Annotated in this window: 1 protein-coding gene; it reads right to left on the bottom strand. The window is 70.0% G+C overall.

What is annotated here, in order from left to right:
- Positions 1-293: TCP-1/cpn60 chaperonin family protein (locus tag AC0L2A_RS36510; RefSeq protein ID WP_473613032.1), on the bottom strand; the 293-nt coding region annotated here is incomplete at both ends.

The following is a 293-nucleotide window of genomic DNA, read 5'->3' as shown; positions in this document are numbered from 1 at the left end:
AGGATCTTGCCGGCAACGATCGATGCTTCCGCACCGGCGTTGGCCGCGATCTGGCGAGCCGGAGCCTGCAGCGCGCGGCGCACGATGGCGATGCCGGCGGTCTGGTCGGAGTTGGCGCCGCTGACGGTGATGGCCATCGAAGCGCGCAGGAGTGCGACGCCGCCGCCGGGAACGATGCCTTCTTCGACGGCCGCGCGGGTCGCGTTGAGGGCGTCATCGACGCGGTCCTTCTTTTCCTTGACTTCGATCTCGGTCGCACCGCCGACGCGGATGACGGCAACGCCGCCCGCCAG

It is taken from the genome of Mesorhizobium sp. WSM4844 (assembly GCF_055811775.1).
This window is presented reverse-complemented; position numbering and strand designations above follow the sequence as displayed.